Genomic DNA, 16,465 nt, shown 5'->3' with positions numbered 1-16,465 from the left:
CCCCCCGCGCGCCCCCCCGGGCGCCCGGGGGGGGGGGGGCCCCCCCCCCCCCCCCCCCCCGGCACAGGATTACCCTAGAGCCCGCTGCGCCTCGTCCAGCTCCAGCTCACTGAACACCTGCACCCCCGCCCGCCGCAGTAACGCCGTGGTCACCCCTTCCCCCGCCACCTTCACGCCACTGAACGTGCCGTCATAGGTCAGCCGGTTGCCACACGAAGGGCTGCCCGACTTCAACACCGCCACACCAATGCCATGCCGCTGCACCAGCGCCAGCGCCAACTGCGCCCCGGCCAGGAACTCGGCACTGACGTCCTCGCCGGTCACGGTAATCACCTGCGCGCCGCCATCCAGCACTTCACCACCCTGCCCGCCCGGGATCTCCGCTGGCGGGCGTGGGGTAGGCAAGCCGCCGGCCACTTCCGGGCACAACGGCACCACGCGCCCTTCGGCCTGCCACTGCTGCAACAAATCCGGGTGGCCGCTGGCCCGGCCGTCATAGCGCACCGGCTGGCCCAGCAGGCAGGCGCTTACCAGCACCTTGGGCAAGTCAGAACGGGTCATTGCCACGCCGCCTGAACCAGCCCGTCAATGACAACCGCTCACGCCCGGCCGGCAGCACTTCGTGGGGCACCTCGCCCGACAGGAACACCACCAGGCAACCCGCCACCGGCTCGACATCGTGCTCGACAGCGTCCGCAAGGAACATGCGCAACTGCCCACCATCCTGCGGCTGCCAGCCTTCGTTCAGGTAAAGCACCGCCGATACCATACGCCGGTCATCATCACGAAAGCGGTCCAGGTGCCGGCGATAGAACGCCCCTGCCGGGTACAGGGCAAAATGGCATTCGAAGTCTTCCAGGCCCAGGTACAGGCCCTGGTTGATGGCTTGACGCAACTGGTCCATGGCCGCCAGGTACTGGTCGCAGGCCTCGGCCTGGCCGGGGTCGATCCACTGGATCTGGTCACCGCGAATGGCCTCGCGTACTTCCTGGGCATCACCGCGCCCAACCCCCGCGGGGTTGAGTTCGCCTTCGGCATCACGGCGCCGGCATTCGGCCGCCAGCGCGCGCACCAGGTCGGCAGGCAGAAACAGCGCCTGCTGGGACCAGCCATGGGTGGCCAGATCGTCGACGACGGCCGCAAGCATCGGGTGTTCAGGGGAAGTGTGCATGGCGCGCATCATATCCATTCGCTTTGTCGGCGCACAGCGCCACTTGGCCGAGAAACACGCGGATATCTCGACAAACCGGCGCCGGGCCAAGGACAATAGCCACCTGCCGACAGGAGTCCTGAATGCGCCGTCTGTTTTCCCTGATTCTGCTGATGATCTGCACCACGCCTGTCTGGGCAGACAACCTGGATCAACTGTACAAGGCCGCCGGCTGGCCCGACCAGCGCGCCCATTTCAACGATGCCCTGACCGCCGCTCAGGAGCGCTACCGCAACAGTTTGCCGCCCGCCGTGTACCAGGCGCTGGTCAACAACAGCAACCAGCGCTTCCAGGCCCAGGCGGTGGACCGCCGTGCCCAGGCAAAACTGCGCGCCAGCCTGGCCAACCCCGCACCTGCCCTGGCGTTCTTCCAGTCGCCACTGGGGCGCAAGGTGGTGGCAGCCGAGCTCAAGGCCACGCGCAAGGACGAACTGGCAAAAAACGCCAAGGGCCTGCCGAAGATCCAGGCCAGCGACGACCGCCTGCTGGTCATCGGCCACCTGGCCCAGGCCTTGCCGGCGCGTGAAGCCGGTGCCGAGGTCAGCCTGGCCATAGCCGGTGTTGCCGCCGACAGCCTCAGTTCGATGATCCCCGGCCTGTTCGGCGGCGGCCAAGCCCAGGGCCTGCTCGACGGCCAGCGCCAGCGGCTGATGGGGCAAATTGGCGAGGACCTGAATAACACGCTGCTGTATGTCTACCGCGACCTGTCCGACGCCGAGCTGGAAGAGTTCGCCACCTTTGCCGAATCGCCCGACGGCAAAGCCTACTACCAGGCCGCCCTGGCCGCGGTGCGCGCCGGCCTGGCGGTTGGCCAGAGCAGCAACGAGTTGAAGTGATCAGCCCAGGCGCTGGTCGATGAAGTCGAAGTAGCGCTGGCGAATGCCCGGCAGTTCGTTGGCCAGATGGTGGCGAGCTTCGGGCAGCATCAGGATCTGCGGTTCCGCGAACTTGGCCTTGAGCACTGCCAGGTTGTACGGCCAGTCCACCGTGCCGTCGGCTTCCCCCTGCACGATCAACGGCCGCCGCATGCTGCACGGTGCGGTTTCGATGCGTTTGACCCAGGCGATCAGCGCGCCCACCCAGGCGGTAGGCAGGCGCCGCGGCTGCAGCGGGTCGGCCTCAAGGAACGGCAGGAACGCCGGGTCATTGGTGTTTTCGCTGAAGCGCCGTTCAATGCCGTTGACGAAGTGCCGCAGCACGCGATAGCTGAACTTCGACCAACGCCAGGAACACGGCCGCACCAGCGGCGCCAGCAGAATGACCTGGCCATCGACAGGGCTGCGCGTGCCTTGGTGCAGCAGGTGGTCGACGGCAATCGCGCCCCCGGTGCTCTGCCCGCACAAGTGCCAGGGGCGCGGCAGTTGCAGCGTGCGCGCCTGTTCGAACAAGGCGTCCAGTACCTGTTGGTAAACCGCGAAATCACTGATGCTGGCACGCTCGCCGCTGGACAGGCCATGGCCGGGCAAGTCGCAACTGATCACCGCGAAACCCTGCTTCAGTGCCCACTCGATCACATGCCGGTACAGGCCCATGTGGTCGTAATAGCCGTGCAGCAGGAACAGCGTCGCGCTTGGCTGCTCGGGTAGCCAGGCCTGCCCGACCAGGTCGAACCCCGCCGCCTGGAAGCCACCCAGCCAGCTGTGTGCCGACAGGTTCAGGCCATAGAAGCGCTGGTAGTCCTGCGCTTGTGCCGACAGTGGCTGGCGAGCGGTGAACGGCGCCAGGCTGGTGCGCAGGCGGTCGGGGTGAAAAGCAGCGGGCATCGGGTACATCCACAGTGCAGCAAGTATTGATCTGGGATATTCAGCTCTGGCCGGCGTCGTGGCAAGCTTGCTCACCTTCAAACATCAACCACCGATCCCCTGTAGGAGCGGCCTTGTGTCGCGATGGGGTGCGAAGCGCCCCCAAAATTTGCGCACCACGCTGATGTTGCCGGGGCCGCTGTGCGGCCCTGTCGCGACACAAGGCCGCTCCTACAAGGGGCCGCGGAACCTTCATGAAGACTCGGATCATCAAACCGCTGTGCATAGCACTCGTCCTCACGGTCAGCGCCATCATCCTCTGGCAGGCCTACACCACCTTCCAGGCCCGCTACCTGCGCCCGTTCGACAACCAGGCCACACTGTTCGAAGGCAGCCAGTTGCAACTGCCCGCCGAGCTGGCCGGCCCTGGCCCGATCCGCGTGGTGCACTTCTGGGACCCGGCCTGCCCGTGCAACGTCGGCAACCAGCAGCACCTGGGCGACCTGGTCAGCCAGTTCGCCGATCGCGACGTGAGCTTCCTCGTACTGCAAAAGCCCGGCAGCCACGGCCAGCTGCCGGCTAATCTCACCGCCCTAAAGCCACTCGCCAGCCTGCCCGGCAGCGAACACCTGCCCGCCTCCCCGGCCGTGGCCATCTGGGACCGGCAAGGCCACCTGGCCTACTTCGGCCCCTACAGCGAAGGTGCGGTGTGCAACGCCAGCAACAGTTTCGTCGAACCCATCCTCAAGGCACTGCTCGACGGCCGCAACGTCAGCGCCTCGAATACCCTGGCCATAGGCTGCTATTGTCCTTGGGCCGACTGACGAATGCATAAGGAGCCTGCATGAAGCGCAGCCTGACCCTGCTGGCCGTGGTAGTTGCCATGGCCGCCGGCGCCGGTTACTGGTACGTACAGGGCAAGCTGCCGCAACGCGAGGGCGAGGTGGCCATGGCTGGCCTGCAAGCGCCGGTCAGCGTGCGCTACGACGCCCGTGGCGTGCCGCACCTGCAGGCGCAGAGCGAGCCAGACCTGTACCGAGCCCTGGGCTACGTGCATGCCCAGGACCGGTTGTTCCAGATGGAGATCATGCGCCGCCTGGCCCGTGGCGAACTGGCCGAGGTGCTGGGCGACAAGCTGCTGCCCACCGACACTCTGTTCCGTAGCCTGCGCATTCGCGAGCAGGCCGCATTGATGGCCAGCCGGCAGGACCCGCAGTCGCCGGCCTGGCAGGCCCTGCAGGCCTACCTTGACGGTGTGAACAGCTGGCAGGCCAGTCACCCCAAGCCCATGGAGTTCGACCTGCTCGGCATCACCCCACGCCCGTTCACCGCCGAAGACACTCTGAGCATCGCCGGCTACCTGGCCTACAGTTTTGCCGCCGCGTTCCGCACCGAACCGGCGCTGACCTATATCCGCGATCAGCTCGGCCCGCAATACCTGAAGATCTTCGACCTCGACTGGCAGCCGCAGGGCGCCCTAGGCACACCACTGGCGGCGGCGGACTGGCAAAGCATGGAGGCCGTGGCCCGTGCGAGCCACGAGGCGCTGATCGAAGCCGGCATCCCGCAGTTCGAAGGCAGCAACGCCTGGGCCATTTCAGGCAGCCGTACCCGCAGTGGCAGGCCGCTGCTGGCCGGCGACCCGCACATCAGCTTCGCGGTGCCGGCCGTGTGGTACGAAGCTGAACTGTCGGCGCCCGGTTTCAACCTGTATGGCTACTTCCAGGCGCTCAACCCGTTCGCCCTGCTCGGCCACAACCGTGACTTCGGCTGGAGCCTGACCATGTTCCAGAACGACGATGTCGACCTGATCGCCGAACGCACCAACCCGGCCGACGCCAATCAGGTCATGGTCGATGGCCAGTGGCAAGCACTGGAAAAGACCGAGCAGCAGATCGCGGTCAAAGGTGAAGCGCCGGTCACCCTCAGCCTGCGCCGCTCGCCACACGGTCCGATCGTCAACGACGTGCTGGGCGCCACTGCCGGGGTCACGCCAATCGCCATGTGGTGGGCGTTCCTGGAAACCGAAAACCCGATCCTCGAAGGCTTCTACCAGCTCAACCGTGCCAACACTCTGGGCAAGATGCGCGAAGCCGCGGCCAAGGTTCACGCGCCGGGGCTGAATTTTGTCTGGGCCAATGCCCGGGGTGATATCGGCTGGTGGGCGGCGGCAAAACTACCGATCCGTCCCGACGGTGTCGACCCGGCGTTCATCCTCGACGGCGCCAGCGCGCAGGCCGACAAGCGCGGTTTCTACCCGTTCAGCGTCAACCCGCAGCAGGAAAACCCGCCACGCGGCTACATCGTCTCGGCCAACTACCAGCCGCCCGCGGTGGTGCCTATACCGGGTTACTACAACCTGCCTGACCGGGGCCGCCAACTCGACCGCCACCTGGCCAACCCCGAGGTGAAGTGGGACATCCAGAACAGCCAGGCGCTGCAGCTGGACACTGCCAGCGATCACGGCCCGCGCACCCTCGCCCCGCTGCTGGCAACCCTGCGCACGGTGGCCGAAGGTGACGAAGAAAAGGAACTGGTCGAACAGCTGGCGGCCTGGGCTGGCGATTACCCGCTGGACTCGACCAGTGCCACGCTGTTCAACCAGTTCCTCTATGAGCTGGCGTTCGCGGCCCTGCATGACGAACTGGGCGACACCTGGTTCCCGGTGCTGATCAGCACCCGCGCCATCGACGCCGCCCTGCCGCGCCTGGCGGCGGATGCCGATTCGCCCTGGTGGAACACCCGGGGTGGCAACCAGCGCACCGACCGTACTGCCATCGTACGCATGGCCTGGCAGAACAGCCTGAAGCACCTGCGCAACACCTTGGGCAGCGACCCGGCCAGCTGGCAGTGGGGCAAGGCCCATACCCTCACCCATAACCATCCGCTGGGGGTGAAGAAGCCGCTGAACCTGCTGTTCAACGTCGGGCCGTTTGCCGCACCCGGTACTCACGAAGTACCGAACAACCTTTCCGCGAAGATCGGCCCGGCGCCCTGGCCGGTGACCTATGGGCCCTCGACGCGGCGGCTGATCGACTTTGCCGACGCCGGGCAGGCGCTGACCAGCAACCCGGTCGGGCAGAGTGGCGTGCCGTTTGACCGGCATTACGCGGACCAGGCCGAGGGGTACGTGCAAGGGCAGTACCAGAAGGCGCAGATGGGCGTGATCCCGGCGCAGAGCACGCTCCGGCTTGTACCGGACAAATGAACACATACTTCAACTGCACAAGAACGGCACATGCCCGATAGCCTGCAGTTTCTTTCAGGCGAGATTTGATACATGCAAAAAAACTTCATCGAAATTGACGGCGCCCGTATGAGCTACATCGACCAGGGCCAGGGCTTCCCGGTCCTGCTCGGCCACAGCTACCTATGGTCCGCCGAGATGTGGCAGCCGCAAATCGACGCACTGTCGCAGCATTTTCGCGTGATCGTGCCCGAGTTGTGGGGCCACGGCAGCTCCGACGCCCCGCCGGCCAGTACCAAGGGCATGGCTGACCTGGTTCGCCAGCACCTGGTGTTGCTCGACAAGCTGGATATCGGCAAATGCCACCTGGTGGGTTTGTCGGTCGGCGGCATGTGGGGCGCACCATTGGCCAGCGAGCAGCCTGAACGCTTCGACCGCCTGGTCTTGATGGACACCTACCTCGGTGCCGAACCTGAAGCCACCCGGCTGAAGTATTTCGCGCTGCTGGATGCAGCCAGCGCCGCCGGGGAGTTCAGCGACGCACTGCTCGACATCATTGTGCCGATATTCTTCCATGCCGATGGGCAGACAGTGCCAGAGGTTCGTGAGCAGTTCCGTGCAGCGCTGAAGGCAACCAGCGCCGAAACCATCCGCAACAGCCTGGACCCCATGGGCCGCATCATTTTCGGGCGGCCCGACCTGCTGGACATACTGGCGGGCTTGCCAGGCGAGCGCACCATTGTGATGTGCGGCGACAAGGACATCCCCAGGCCACCGACAGAGTCAAACGAAATGGCGCAGTCGATCAATTGCCTGGCCGCGCAGATTCCGTTGGCGGGGCATATTTCCTGCCTGGAGAACCCGAAGGTGGTGAATGAGTTCTTGCTGAACTGGCTGCCGCGTAACCAGTGAGATTGCCGGGGCCGCTCTGCGGCCCCCGAATCAATTCACTATAAGGGCATCAGAACGCCGGCAGTACCGCACCTTGGTACTTCTTGGCGATGAATTCCTTCACTTCCGGGCTGGTCAGGGCCTTGGCCAGTTTCTGGATGGCTTCGCTGTCCTTGTTGTCCGGGCGGGCTACCAGGAAGTTCACGTACGGCGAGTCGGCACCTTCGATCACCAGCGCATCCTTGGCCGGGTTCAGGCCGGCTTCCAGGGCGTAGTTGGTGTTGATCATGTCCAGGTCGACCTGGTCCAGCACGCGCGGCAGCATGGCCGACTCAAGCTCGCGGAACTTCAGCTTCTTCGGGTTCTCGGCGATGTCCTTGGGGGTGGCCAGGGCGTTCTTCGGGTCCTTCAGGGTAATCAGGCCCGCCTTCTGCAGCAGGATCAGCGCACGGCCGCTGTTGCTACCCTCGTTCGGGATGGCCACGGTGGCGCCGTCCTTCAGCTCGCTCAGGCTCTTGACCTTCTTCGAGTAACCACCGAACGGCTCGACGTGCACGCCGACCACGGTTTCAAGGTGGGTGCCCTTGCCTTCGTTGAAGCTCTTCAGGTACGGCAGGGTCTGGAAGTAGTTGGCATCCAGGCGCTTCTGGTCCACCTGCACGTTCGGCTGCACGTAGTCGGTGAAGACCTTGATCTCCAGGTCCACACCTTCCTTGGCCAGGGTCGGCTTGATCAGCTCAAGGATCTCGGCGTGCGGTACCGGGGTAGCGGCAACCACCAGTTTTTCGGCAGCAGCGGCCAGGCCGGAGAACGACAGGGCGGCGGCCAGGGCAGTGGTCAGCAGGGTCTTCTTCATGGTGGTCCTTGTTCTGGATCTGGGCCATCGACGATGGCGAATCAGTTGCCCAACGGTTCATCAGGGGGCGTGAAGCGGACAATACCTAGATTTTTTATTCCGTAACAATATCTTTTACTTAGCTGCTTATTCCAAAACCAAAACGCCACCAAGCTCTTTGCTTATGAGCGATGTCTAGCGCGCGGTGTTGGCCAGGTCGAGGTCTTCTGGCTGGATCTCTTCGCCGTCATTTACCAGCAGGGCAAAGTGAATGACGTTCTCCAGTTCACGGGTATTGCCTGGCCAGGCGTGAGCTTCCAGCACCTGCTGCGCGGCCTCGCTGACCAGTGGCACAGGGCGCTGCAGGCGCACGCTGTAGATGCCCACGAAGTACTCGGCCAGCGGCAGGATATCGCCTGGTCGCTCACGCAATGGCGGCAGCTCCAGCGCACCCTCGCGCAGGTATTGATAAAGGCGTTCGTTGAAGCGCCCGGCACGCACCACCCGCGCCAGGTCGATGCTGGTGGCGGCGACCAGGCGCACATCCACTGGCTGCGGCTGTTGCGCGCCCACCCGGGTGACCTCGCGGTTTTCCAGGGCTGCCAGCAACTTGCCCTGGATGGCCAACGGCAAGTCGGCAATTTCGTCCAGGTACAGCGTGCCGCCGTTGGCCGAACCGAACCAGCCGGCGCGGCTGCTGGCCGTGCCGCCCTGGCTGCCGGCGCTGTAGCCGAACAGCTCGGCATCGGCATAGGTGGGGCTGATGCCTGCGCAGTTGACCGAGACGAACAGCCCGCCACGGTCGCTGGCGCGGTGGATCTGCCGCGCCAGCAGCTCCTTGCCGGTGCCGGTCTCGCCACGGATCAGCACCGGCAAGGGTTGCGGCGCCAGGCGCTCAAGCTCTTCGCGCAGTTGCTGCGAGCGCGGGTCGATGAACACCAGCGCCTTGGCGCGGATGCTCAGCGGGCTCTTGTCCAGTTCGGGAAAGGTCAGCAGCGGCTGGCCAAACGGGTTTTGAAAAGTCATGACAAACTCCCGCCCCAGGCCTGCTATGGCCGGGCGTAGGGCAAACGGTAAACAGTAAGGGTGATCAGGCGCGGCGCAGTGCGCGCTGCTCAACCCGGCTTTGCAAGCGATACAAGTAGGCGAAGCCTTGTTCCCAGCGCTCGTGGCCGGACTTGACGTTGATGTGCCCGGCGTTGCTCAGCAGCCCGGCTTCGGCGCCCCAGGCCTGGGCCAGGTACAGCGCCCGCGGTACGCTCACGGCCGGGTCGTTGTCCGAGCTGACCACCTGGCTGGGGAACGGCAGCGTGTCGGTCGGGATCGGCGCGAAGTTGCGCAGGGCTGGCGCGCAGTTCGGCCGCTCGACGTCTGCGGGGGCCACCAGCAGCGCACCACGCACTTGCTGCAGCAACGCCGGGCTGGCCTGCGCGGCCCAATGGGCGACGGTAACGCAGCCCAGGCTATGGGCAATCAGGATCACGGGCGAGCGCTCGGCGGCAATCACCTGCTCCAGCGCCTGCACCCAGTCCTGGCGCTGCGGGGTCAGCCAGTCGTGCTGCTCGACCCGCACGCTGTTGGGCAGGGTGCGCTGCCAGTGACTTTGCCAATGGTTGTCTGGCGATCCTTGCCAGCCCGGCACAATCAGGTAGCGAATCGACTCATTGCGCATGGGGACGCCTCCAGTAAGTTTGCGTGCTTGGAGACCAGTATAGGGAGGGAGTTATATTCGTAAAGGAATAAGAAGCTATTTATTAATAACCAAAAATATTTCCTTGCATGATCCCTGTAGGAGCGGCCTTGTGTCGCGATGGGCCGCAAAGCGGCCCCTATTTCAGCCAGTGCGGTCTGTCAGGACCACCCCGATTGCAGGTTTTGGGGCCGCTTTGCGGCCCATCGCGACACAAGGCCGCTCCTACAGGGGAACGCGAATAGGCATAAAAAAAGGGCCAACCCCTGCCAAGAGATGTGGCCCATAAGCACTTGCCTGAAGAGGTTTGATGGGGTTCAGCGCGCCGTAATCACCGCCAGCTTGCTGATCCCCGCACGTTCGATGGCCGCCATGGCCCGCGCCACTTCGCCGTAGTTCACGCCGTCGTCTGCCTGCAGCTGCACACGCACATCGGCGTCCTTGTCCTTGGCAGCCTTGAGGCTGGTCTCCAGCAGGTCGGGCTGGATCTGGTCCTTGTTGATAAACAGCTTGCCCTCGCCATCGATGCTGACCACCAGCGGGTCCTTCTGCTCCACCGGGGCCACGGCCTCGGTCTTGGGCAGGTTGATGGGAATGGCGTTGGTCAGCAGCGGTGCGGTGACGATGAACACCACCAGCAGCACCAGCATGACGTCCACCAACGGGGTGACGTTGATTTCACTGAGGACTTCGTCGCTGTCCTGGGTCGAAAAGGCCATGTCAGGACGCCTCCTTCACCGGCTGGGTGAAACCGGCCTGGGCCTTGTGCACGGCCGGGTGCACCAGCACGCGGAAGGCACTCTTCTGCGCCAAGCTGTAGAAGTCGTGGGCAAAGTCATCCAGGTCGGCAGCGGTCAGCTTGAGGCGGCGCAGGAAGTAGTTGTAGACCAGCACCGCCGGCACCGCGACGGCAATACCCACGCCGGTTGCAACCAGCGCAGCACCAATCGGCCCGGCCACGGTTTCCAGGCTGGCAGAGCCGGCCGCGCTGATGCCCTTGAGCGCTTCCATGATGCCCCACACGGTGCCGAACAGGCCGATAAAGGGCGAGGTGCTGCCGATACTGGCGACCACCGCCAGGCCGGTTTCCAGCGAACGGCGCTCACGCACGATCTGCTGGCGCAAGGCGCGCTCCAGGCGGTCCTGGTGGTTGATGGCATGGCTCAGGTCATTGGCCTGGGTATCGCCAACGGCGATAGCCGCGTAACCGGCCTGGGCCACACGGGCAGCCGGGCCAGGCAGTTCATGGCTAAGCTCTGCTGCCGAGTCCAGGCTGGAGGCAGCCCAGAACTGCTGGTGGAAGCGCTTGTCCTGGTTCTTCAGCCGCACAAACTGCGCGACCTTGACCAGGGCCAGGCCCCAGGTGACGACAGAGAAACCAACCAGCAGCCAGATGACTGCGCTTTCTACGGATTCGAGGGGGGATGCCAGCAGGCTCATGATGATGTCTTCCTGTGTTCTGCGAAAAAGTTAGCGAAGCTTGAAATCGATTGGCACGCTGACCCAGCCGGTCTGGGCCACGTCGCCCTGCTTGGCCGGCACAAAGCTCCAGCGCTTGACCGCGGCCAGTGCGGCGGCATCGAGGGCATCGCGGCCGCTGCTCTTCTGGATCTGGATCTGCCCCGGCTTGCCGCTGGGTAGTACCTCCACGCGCAGCAGCACGGTGCCTTCCCAGCCACGGCGCTGGGCCATTTGCGGGTACTCCGGCGCCGGGTTCTTCAGGTACGCGGCGTTGGCCGAGGCCGGGGTGACCGGGGCCGGGGCCGGCGCCGGTGGTGCTGGCGCAGGCGGTGCCGGCGCGGCCACCGGTGCTGGCGGCGGCGCCTCAACCGGCTTGGGCTGTGGCTTCGGCGCTTGCTTGACCACCGGCTTGGGCACGGGCTTGGGCTTGGGTTTGGGCTTGGCGGCCAACTCATCGACGACCGGCGGTGGTGGCGGCGGCTCGACCACAGGTGGCGCCGGGGCTGGCGGTGGTGGTTCGACCACGGGCGGTGCCGGCGCGGCGAACTCGATGGTCATCGGCGGCACCTGTGGGGGTACCACCGGCAGCGCGGGGGTGGGTGCCTGGCTGACCCAGTACGCGGCAGCGCCATGCAGGGCCAGCACCAGCAGGCCCAACACCAGCTTGTCGCGGCGCTTGAGCCCGCTGACCGGCGTGCGTTGCAGGCGCAGCTGGCCCAGCGGCAGGCGAAGCGTGCGTCCAAGCTCGACCAGGTCACCCGGTGCCGGGCGCCATGGCTGGTCGTAGGCCCTGACGGCCGACTGGACATTACCCATTGATCAAACTCCTGGGGTCTCGATTCAGGTGTGTGTCTGAATCATCGGGGGCAGGGGCTTATCTCTTAAAGTAATGTTTAAAATTATGGTTAGAACTTTAGTGAATATTGTTTTTTAGCGATTCTCTCAAAGCCTTGGATTTCGCGGGCTGTAGCCGGGCCGGTTCAAGGCGATGCATTGCGGGCATGCAAAATATTCGCGCAAGGCATGAGATTGCCGCGAGGGCTGCGCCCTCGATCGCGACACAAGGCCGCTCCTACAGGGGACCGCGCAAGCCCCAGGCATTACGCGATCCCCCTGTGTAGGAGCGGCCTTGTGTCGCGATGGGCTGCAAAGCAGCCCCGGCAATCTCACAGGCATAAAAAAGCCCAGGACCAACCCCGGGCTTTTCATCAGCAAAGGCGCCTCAGATATCCGCCACCTTCTGCCAAACCTTCGGCCGGAAGAACAGCGTCTCGCCCCGCGCCAACCCGGTCAGGCTGTCATGGTCCTTGACCACCTCGGCCTCGATCAGCTCGCTCTGCCCTTCCACCTTCAAAGTCACCCGCGTGGTGGCACCCAATGGCCGGATATCGCGCACTTCCGCCGCATGGTGACCTTCGGTCTCATGCCGCGACAGCGACACTTCATGCGGGCGGAACAGCACGTGGTGCCCTTCGCTCAAGGCCAGCCGGTTGGAGTCACCGAGGAAGTGGTAGACGAAATCGTTGGCCGGCTGCTCGTACACCTCGCCCGGCGAGCCGATCTGCTCAATCACGCCCTTGTTCATCACCACGATGCGGTCGGCCACTTCCATGGCTTCTTCCTGGTCGTGGGTCACAAACACCGAGGTCAGGTTGATGTCCTCGTGCAACCGCGCCAGCCAGCGGCGCAGCTCTTTACGCACCTTGGCGTCCAGCGCGCCGAACGGCTCGTCCAGCAGCAGCACTTTGGGTTCCACCGCCAATGCACGGGCCAGGGCGATACGCTGGCGCTGGCCGCCAGACAGCTGCTCGGGGTAGCGGTCGGACAACCAGTCCAGTTGCACCATGTTCAGCAGCTCATGCACCTTTTCGGCAATCCTGCTCTCGCTCGGGCGCTCGCCCTTGGGCTTCATGCGCAGGCCGAAGGCGACGTTGTCGAACACGCTCATGTGGCGGAACAACGCGTAGTGCTGGAACACGAAACCGACGTTGCGGTCGCGCACGTCATGGCCGGACACGTCCTCGCCATGGAACACGATGTTGCCCTGGTCCGGGGTTTCCAGGCCGGCGATGATGCGCAGCAGGGTGGTCTTGCCGCAGCCGGACGGGCCGAGCAGGGCCACCAGCTCGCCGCTGTTGATGTCCAGGTTGATGTTGTCCAGGGCCTGGAAGCTGTTGAAGCGCTTGCTGACGTTACGAACTTCGATCGACATGAATCATTCCTCCGCGGCGCTGTGGCGCAGGCGGTTAATACGGTTCTCGCTCCACTGCTTGAGCAGCAGGATGAAGAGCGCCAGGATCAGCAACAGGCTGGCCACGCTGAAGGCCGCGACGTGGTTGTACTCGTTGTAGAGGATCTCCACGTGCAGCGGCAAGGTGTTGGTCACGCCGCGAATGTGGCCGGACACCACCGACACCGCGCCAAACTCGCCCATGGCCCGCGCGGTACACAGCACCACGCCGTAGATCAGGCCCCATTTGATGTTTGGCAGGGTCACGTGCCAGAACATCTGCCAGCCGTTGGCGCCGAGCAGGCGTGCGGCCTCCTCCTCTTGCGTGCCCTGCTCCTGCATCAGCGGGATCAGCTCACGCGCCACGAACGGCACGGTGACGAAGATGGTTGCCAAAACGATGCCCGGCAGGGCAAACACGATCTGGATGTCGTGGTCCTGCAGCCACGGCCCGAACAGGCCCTGGGCGCCGAACATCAGCACGTAGACCAGGCCGGCGATCACCGGCGACACCGAGAACGGCAGGTCGATCAGGGTCACCAGGATGCTCTTGCCACGGAAGGTGTACTTGCTTACGCACCAGGCAGCGCTGACGCCGAACACCAGGTTCAGTGGCACCGAAATGACCACGGCGAGCAGGGTCAGCTTCAGCGCCGACAACGCGTCAGGCTCGAAGATCGCCTCGAAGAAGGTGCCAAAACCGTTCTTCAGTGCCTGCGACACCACGATCACCAGCGGCAACAGCAGGAACAGCGCGAACACCAGCCAGCCAAGGCCGATCAGAATGCGCCGCGAAGTCGCGCTGCCACGGCGGGCAGCATTGGCGGCGGCGCTGGTACTCAGGGATGAACTGGACATGCCGGCCTCCTTCAAGGGGTTTCGATGCGGCGCTGCAGCAGGTTGATCAGCAGCAGCAGGATGAAGGAAACCACCAGCATCAGCACGCCGATGGCGGTCGCGCCGGTGTAGTCGTACTGGTCGAGCTTGACCATGATCAGCAGCGGCAGGATCTCGGTCTTCATCGGCATGTTGCCGGCAATGAAGATCACCGACCCATACTCGCCGACGCCACGGGCGAAGGCCAGGGCAAAGCCGGTGAGCCAGGCTGGCAGCAGGGCCGGTGCCAGGATATGGCGGAACACCTGCAGAGGTTTCGCGCCCAGGCAGGCGGCGGCCTCTTCCACTTCACGCGGGATATCGGCCAGCACCGGCTGCACCGTGCGCACCACGAACGGCAAGGTGACAAAGGTCAGCGCCAGGGTGATGCCCAGCGGGGTATAGGCGATTTTGAAGCCCAGGTCGGTAGCGAACTGGCCGACCCAGCCCTGGGGGGCGTACAGGGCGGTCAGGGCGATACCGGCAACGGCGGTGGGCAGGGCGAACGGCAGGTCGATCATCGCGTCGATGACCTTGCGCCCGGGGAAGGTGTAGCGCACCAGCACCCAGGCCAGCAGGGTGCCGATCACACCGTTGATGATGGCGGCGAACAGGGCGGTGCCGAAACTCAGCTTGAGCGCGGCGATCACCCGCGGCGCGCTGATGATGTTCCAGAACTGCTCGAAGGTCAGCTGCGAGGCATGGATGAACATGGCCGCCAGCGGTATCAGCACGATCAGGCTGAGGTACACCAAGGTGTAGCCCAGCGTCAGCCCGAAGCCGGGTATGACGGGGGAAATACGACGTGACATAAGTATCCCTTTGAATGCACATGGCCCAGTATCGATCCGGGGCCGGTGCAGGCTTCTGAATCTCTGGGGCTGCTTTGCAGCCCATCGCGACGCAAGGCCGCTCCCACAGGGGATCGCGATTCCCCAGAGGGTTGCGGTTCCTTGTGGGAGCGGCCTTGTGTCGCGATGGGCCGCAGAGCGGCCCCGCTTTTCCGTGGCCCTTACTGTGCCTGATAGATCTGGTCGAACACACCGCCATCATTGAAGAATTTCGGTTGTGCAGTCTTCCAGCCACCAAAGTCCTTGTCGATGGTCACCAGGTCCAGTTTAGGGAACTGCTTGCCGAACTCGGCAGCGACCTTTTCATCACGTGGGCGGTAGAAGTTCTCGGCGGCAATTTTCTGCCCGGCCGGGCTGTACAGGTGCTTGAGGTATTCGGTGGCAATCTCGGTATTGCCTTTCTTCTCGGCGTTCTTGTCCACCACCGCCACTGGCGGCTCAGCCAGGATCGACAGCGACGGCACGACGATGTCGAACTTGTCGGCGCCACCGTCTTCCTTCAGCGCCAGGAAGGCTTCGTTTTCCCAGGCCAGCAGCACGTCGCCCTGGCCGTTGTTGACGAAGGTGATGGTCGAGCCACGGGCGCCGGTATCCAGCACCGGTACGTGCTTGAACAGCTCCTGCACGTATTCCTTTGCCTTGTCTTCGCTACCGCCGGTCTTCAGGCCGTAGGCCCAGGCGGCCAGGAAGTTCCAGCGGGCACCGCCGGAGGTTTTCGGGTTGGGGGTGATCACCGAGACGTCCTTCTTGATCAGGTCGCCCCAGTCCTTGATGCCTTTCGGGTTGCCCTTGCGCACCAGGAACACGATGGTGGAGGTGTACGGCGTGCTGGCGTCCGGCAGGCGGGTCTGCCAGTTGTCCGGCAGGGTCTTGCCGAGCTTGGCGATTTCGTCGATGTCGCCGGCCAGGGCCAGGGTCACCACGTCGGCGCGCAGGCCGTCGATCACCGCACGGCCCTGCTTGCCCGAGCCGCCGTGGGATTGCTGGATCTTCACCTTGTCGCCCGGGTGGGCCTGCTGCCAGTGCTTGATGAACTCGGCGTTGTACTGCTGGTACAGCTCGCGGGTCGGGTCGTAGGACACGTTCAGCAGTTCGTAGTCCTTGGCGATGGCGGAACCGGCAAAAACAGCACTGGCCAGGGCGGCAAGCGCATAACGGCGGATGGACATGGTGAAGCTCCCGATTGGCATTTTTCTAGTTTTGAATGTTGTGGCGCAAATCAGCCGGCCTTGTTGCCGGGCTGTTGCAGGCGGAACTTCTCCTTGCGCTCGATCTGTACGACCTGAGCGTTGTGCACAGTGATCTCCACCGCACCGAAACGCAGGTCGCGCAGGGCGCTCTGGATTTCCCGCAGAATGGTGGCTTCGTCCTGACCGTCGATGCTACGCAGAGATGCACTCATGCTCGTTCTCCTTGGAGTGAGATGCCGGGCAGGGGTTTGAAGGGGATTTATTGCCTGGCTTGAGGGCAATAGTAGTGAGGCGGGGTTATT

The 16,465-nt window shown here is 64.3% G+C and carries 18 protein-coding genes; 4 read left to right on the top strand and 14 right to left on the bottom strand.

Annotation, left to right across the window (positions count from 1 at the left end; genetic code table 11):
• Positions 1 to 69: 69 nt before the first annotated feature.
• Both IAE39_RS08585 and IAE39_RS08580 read right to left on the bottom strand, forming a co-directional pair.
• Entirely contained in the window at positions 70 to 561 is a 492-nt protein-coding gene (locus IAE39_RS08585) for a DUF523 domain-containing protein (RefSeq protein WP_201201237.1), read from the bottom strand.
• Entirely contained in the window at positions 548 to 1,180 is a 633-nt protein-coding gene (locus IAE39_RS08580; protein WP_201201242.1) for a 2OG-Fe(II) oxygenase, read from the bottom strand. Before IAE39_RS08580 ends, IAE39_RS08585 begins: the two co-directional genes overlap by 14 nt.
• A 113-nt stretch (positions 1,181 to 1,293) precedes the next feature.
• Between IAE39_RS08580 and IAE39_RS08575 the strand changes: the two genes are divergently transcribed.
• Positions 1,294 to 2,046 carry a DUF2059 domain-containing protein gene (locus IAE39_RS08575; protein WP_201201235.1) on the top strand — a complete coding sequence of 251 codons (753 nt, stop codon included), beginning with the start codon at positions 1,294 to 1,296 and terminating at the stop codon, positions 2,044 to 2,046.
• Here IAE39_RS08575 and IAE39_RS08570 read toward each other — a convergent pair whose 3' ends face one another.
• Positions 2,047 to 2,973 (bottom strand): alpha/beta hydrolase, encoded by a 927-nt coding sequence (locus tag IAE39_RS08570; protein ID WP_201201233.1) that lies wholly within the window; start codon positions 2,971 to 2,973, stop codon positions 2,047 to 2,049.
• Between the two features lie 233 nt (positions 2,974 to 3,206).
• Here IAE39_RS08570 and IAE39_RS08565 point away from each other — a divergent pair, with 233 nt between their 5' ends.
• The 3 genes from IAE39_RS08565 (at position 3,207) to IAE39_RS08555 (ending at position 7,051) form a co-directional block, all read left to right on the top strand.
• Complete coding sequence (locus IAE39_RS08565; protein ID WP_201201231.1) at positions 3,207 to 3,776, top strand: DUF6436 domain-containing protein; 570 nt, start codon at positions 3,207 to 3,209, stop codon at positions 3,774 to 3,776.
• Positions 3,777 to 3,796: 20 nt separating this feature from the next.
• Positions 3,797 to 6,160, top strand: a complete 2,364-nt coding sequence (locus IAE39_RS08560) for a penicillin acylase family protein (protein ID WP_201201229.1) — start codon at positions 3,797 to 3,799, stop codon at positions 6,158 to 6,160.
• A 72-nt stretch (positions 6,161 to 6,232) separates the two neighbouring features.
• On the top strand, positions 6,233 to 7,051 hold the full coding sequence (locus tag IAE39_RS08555) for an alpha/beta fold hydrolase (RefSeq protein ID WP_201201227.1): 819 nt from the start codon (positions 6,233 to 6,235) through the stop codon (positions 7,049 to 7,051).
• 49 nt (positions 7,052 to 7,100) lie between these two features.
• On the opposite strand, the gene IAE39_RS08550 is transcribed toward IAE39_RS08555, so the two are convergent.
• The 11 genes from IAE39_RS08550 to oscA form a co-directional block, all read right to left on the bottom strand.
• Positions 7,101 to 7,886: a MetQ/NlpA family ABC transporter substrate-binding protein gene (locus IAE39_RS08550; protein WP_201201225.1), complete on the bottom strand. Its 786-nt coding sequence runs from the start codon at positions 7,884 to 7,886 to the stop codon at positions 7,101 to 7,103.
• A gap of 174 nt (positions 7,887 to 8,060) precedes the next feature.
• Positions 8,061 to 8,891 carry a sigma 54-interacting transcriptional regulator gene (locus tag IAE39_RS08545; RefSeq protein ID WP_201201223.1) on the bottom strand — a complete coding sequence of 277 codons (831 nt, stop codon included), beginning with the start codon at positions 8,889 to 8,891 and terminating at the stop codon, positions 8,061 to 8,063.
• A gap of 64 nt (positions 8,892 to 8,955) precedes the next feature.
• The gene (locus IAE39_RS08540) at positions 8,956 to 9,537 is read right to left on the bottom strand and encodes an alpha/beta hydrolase (protein ID WP_201201221.1); all 582 of its coding nucleotides are present in this window, start codon (positions 9,535 to 9,537) and stop codon (positions 8,956 to 8,958) included.
• Positions 9,538 to 9,872: 335 nt separating this feature from the next.
• Positions 9,873 to 10,274 carry an ExbD/TolR family protein gene (locus tag IAE39_RS08535; RefSeq protein WP_016712576.1) on the bottom strand — a complete coding sequence of 134 codons (402 nt, stop codon included), beginning with the start codon at positions 10,272 to 10,274 and terminating at the stop codon, positions 9,873 to 9,875.
• A 1-nt stretch (position 10,275) separates the two neighbouring features.
• Positions 10,276 to 10,995, bottom strand: coding sequence for a MotA/TolQ/ExbB proton channel family protein (locus IAE39_RS08530; RefSeq protein WP_201201220.1), 720 nt, complete (start codon positions 10,993 to 10,995; stop codon positions 10,276 to 10,278).
• Between the two features lie 30 nt (positions 10,996 to 11,025).
• Entirely contained in the window at positions 11,026 to 11,832 is an 807-nt protein-coding gene (locus IAE39_RS08525; protein ID WP_201201218.1) for an energy transducer TonB, read from the bottom strand.
• A 406-nt stretch (positions 11,833 to 12,238) separates the two neighbouring features.
• The gene (locus tag IAE39_RS08520) at positions 12,239 to 13,228 is read right to left on the bottom strand and encodes a sulfate/molybdate ABC transporter ATP-binding protein (RefSeq protein WP_110743321.1); all 990 of its coding nucleotides are present in this window, start codon (positions 13,226 to 13,228) and stop codon (positions 12,239 to 12,241) included.
• Positions 13,229 to 13,231: 3 nt separating this feature from the next.
• Positions 13,232 to 14,104, bottom strand: a complete 873-nt coding sequence (gene cysW, locus IAE39_RS08515; RefSeq protein ID WP_012274723.1) for a sulfate ABC transporter permease subunit CysW — start codon at positions 14,102 to 14,104, stop codon at positions 13,232 to 13,234.
• Positions 14,105 to 14,115: 11 nt separating this feature from the next.
• A complete protein-coding gene (gene cysT, locus IAE39_RS08510) occupies positions 14,116 to 14,934 on the bottom strand; it encodes a sulfate ABC transporter permease subunit CysT (protein ID WP_009683704.1) in 819 nt (272 codons plus the stop codon).
• Between the two features lie 200 nt (positions 14,935 to 15,134).
• The gene (locus IAE39_RS08505) at positions 15,135 to 16,142 is read right to left on the bottom strand and encodes a sulfate ABC transporter substrate-binding protein (RefSeq protein WP_201201216.1); all 1,008 of its coding nucleotides are present in this window, start codon (positions 16,140 to 16,142) and stop codon (positions 15,135 to 15,137) included.
• Between the two features lie 50 nt (positions 16,143 to 16,192).
• Complete coding sequence (gene oscA / locus IAE39_RS08500) at positions 16,193 to 16,375, bottom strand: sulfur starvation response protein OscA (protein WP_016712582.1); 183 nt, start codon at positions 16,373 to 16,375, stop codon at positions 16,193 to 16,195.
• Between the last annotated feature and the right edge of the window lie 90 nt (positions 16,376 to 16,465).

This window comes from Pseudomonas sp. S37, assembly GCF_016658545.1.
Lineage (GTDB): Bacteria > Pseudomonadota > Gammaproteobacteria > Pseudomonadales > Pseudomonadaceae > Aquipseudomonas.
The sequence above is the reverse complement of the archived record's forward strand: the minus strand, read 5'-3'. Positions and strand labels throughout refer to the sequence as shown.

Bases quoted from the DNA above. Each gene is read 5' to 3' on its own strand.
- IAE39_RS08545 (WP_201201223.1), bottom strand. From the start codon at position 8,891: ATGACTTTTCAAAACCCGTTTGGCCAGCCGCTGCTGACCTTTCCCGAA.
- IAE39_RS08505 (WP_201201216.1), bottom strand. From the start codon at position 16,142: ATGTCCATCCGCCGTTATGCGCTTGCCGCCCTGGCCAGTGCTGTTTTT.
- IAE39_RS08565 (WP_201201231.1), top strand. From the start codon at position 3,207: ATGAAGACTCGGATCATCAAACCGCTGTGCATAGCACTCGTCCTCACG.
- IAE39_RS08580 (WP_201201242.1), bottom strand. From the start codon at position 1,180: ATGCGCGCCATGCACACTTCCCCTGAACACCCGATGCTTGCGGCCGTC.
- cysW (WP_012274723.1), bottom strand. From the start codon at position 14,104: ATGTCCAGTTCATCCCTGAGTACCAGCGCCGCCGCCAATGCTGCCCGC.
- IAE39_RS08560 (WP_201201229.1), top strand. From the start codon at position 3,797: ATGAAGCGCAGCCTGACCCTGCTGGCCGTGGTAGTTGCCATGGCCGCC.
- IAE39_RS08535 (WP_016712576.1), bottom strand. From the start codon at position 10,274: ATGGCCTTTTCGACCCAGGACAGCGACGAAGTCCTCAGTGAAATCAAC.
- IAE39_RS08570 (WP_201201233.1), bottom strand. From the start codon at position 2,973: ATGCCCGCTGCTTTTCACCCCGACCGCCTGCGCACCAGCCTGGCGCCG.
- cysT (WP_009683704.1), bottom strand. From the start codon at position 14,934: ATGTCACGTCGTATTTCCCCCGTCATACCCGGCTTCGGGCTGACGCTG.
- IAE39_RS08585 (WP_201201237.1), bottom strand. From the start codon at position 561: ATGACCCGTTCTGACTTGCCCAAGGTGCTGGTAAGCGCCTGCCTGCTG.
- IAE39_RS08525 (WP_201201218.1), bottom strand. From the start codon at position 11,832: ATGGGTAATGTCCAGTCGGCCGTCAGGGCCTACGACCAGCCATGGCGC.
- IAE39_RS08520 (WP_110743321.1), bottom strand. From the start codon at position 13,228: ATGTCGATCGAAGTTCGTAACGTCAGCAAGCGCTTCAACAGCTTCCAG.
- IAE39_RS08555 (WP_201201227.1), top strand. From the start codon at position 6,233: ATGCAAAAAAACTTCATCGAAATTGACGGCGCCCGTATGAGCTACATC.
- IAE39_RS08540 (WP_201201221.1), bottom strand. From the start codon at position 9,537: ATGCGCAATGAGTCGATTCGCTACCTGATTGTGCCGGGCTGGCAAGGA.
- oscA (WP_016712582.1), bottom strand. From the start codon at position 16,375: ATGAGTGCATCTCTGCGTAGCATCGACGGTCAGGACGAAGCCACCATT.
- IAE39_RS08575 (WP_201201235.1), top strand. From the start codon at position 1,294: ATGCGCCGTCTGTTTTCCCTGATTCTGCTGATGATCTGCACCACGCCT.
- IAE39_RS08530 (WP_201201220.1), bottom strand. From the start codon at position 10,995: ATGAGCCTGCTGGCATCCCCCCTCGAATCCGTAGAAAGCGCAGTCATC.
- IAE39_RS08550 (WP_201201225.1), bottom strand. From the start codon at position 7,886: ATGAAGAAGACCCTGCTGACCACTGCCCTGGCCGCCGCCCTGTCGTTC.